General features: G+C 70.9%; 1 pseudogene. It reads right to left on the reverse strand.

The features are described from left to right. Positions 1 to 90 precede the first annotated feature (90 nt). Positions 91 to 1251: pseudogene (locus tag DYI24_RS26785) on the reverse strand (ribonuclease E/G); the annotation flags it as partial.

Consider the following 1251-nt stretch of genomic DNA (forward strand, 5'->3'; position numbering starts at 1 on the left):
GACGATGGTCGCAAACCGACCGCTGGCGGCTGAAATGAAAATGCCCGCGGCGTGCGCGGGCATTTTGGAAGCTGTTGTCTTGATGGCGGCTTAATTGCCGCCGCCGAACCGGCGGGACCACCAGCCGACGCGGCGCGGGGCGGTGGAGGAGGGCTCCTGCGCGGGCTGCTCGGCTGCTTGCGTCGCTGCCTCGGCGGCGGGGGCTTCTGTCGCAGGCGCGGCCGCTGCGGGCTGCTCGGCCTCAGCGGTCGGCTCGGGCTGCACGTCGGCCGCGGCTTCCGTCGTCGTGTCGGAGGCGGCCTGCGCGCCGAAGCTCACCTTTTCGCGAACCGTAGAGCGGCGACGCGCAGCCTTCTTCGCGGCGCTGTCGTCTTCGGCGGATGCGTCGCCGCTGTCGAGTGCGGCGGCGGCTGCTGCCGTGTGCTGCGGTTCGGACGGCGCAGCGTCCTGCGGCGCGGCGTGATGCGGCTGTTCGGTCTCGGCTGCCGGTTCGAAGCCCGGCTGCACCGACGGGCTGCCGCCGTCGAAGTCGGCGACCGCATCGGCGGATTCGGCTTCGTCGGTTGCGTTCAGTTCGTCGCTGATCGAGCCGACCACGCCGGCCTCTGTCTCGGTGCCATCCGCAGTGCCACGGCGGCGGCGGCCACCACGACGACCGCGGCGGCGCGGACGGCGTTCGCCGTTCTCGCCCTGGTCGGCGCGGACTTCGGCCTCGCTGTCATCTTCACCGGCCTCGTCGCCTTCGTCAGCTTCGCCGACCTGTTCGACGCCTTCGGTCACGAACGGCTGCTCGCCGTCTTCGCCCACTGCACCGGCCTCGGCGGCGTCACGCGGCTCGCCCGACCGCCGACGACGGCGGCGGCGACGGCGCTTGCGGCCTTCGCCTTCGCTTTCACCGGCTTCGCTGCCCTGATCCTCGGCGAGGCCGACAGTCTCGTCGGTTTCGATCTCGGCTTCGAAATCGTAGCCGTCGTCATCCTCGGGCTCGTCGAGCGGCGCCGGGGAGGCGGCGATCTGTGCCGCGAGCAGCGCCTTGGCGGTCTCCAGCGTGTGGACCTGTTCGCCGCGGTCTATCACGAACGACTGCTGGCCGCTGACGGTCGGATCCGCCAACACCGACAGCGACACCCGGAAGCCGGTCTCGAGGTCGCGCAGATGGCCGCGCTTGTGGTTGAGCACGTACAGCGCCACGTCGGTGCGGGTGCGCACGATCAGATTGTGCGTCGCGCCCTTCATCAGCACCTCTTCGAG

It is taken from the genome of Rhodopseudomonas sp. BR0C11 (genome assembly GCF_010820945.1).
GTDB classification, from domain to species: Bacteria; Pseudomonadota; Alphaproteobacteria; order Rhizobiales; family Xanthobacteraceae; genus Rhodopseudomonas; species Rhodopseudomonas palustris_H.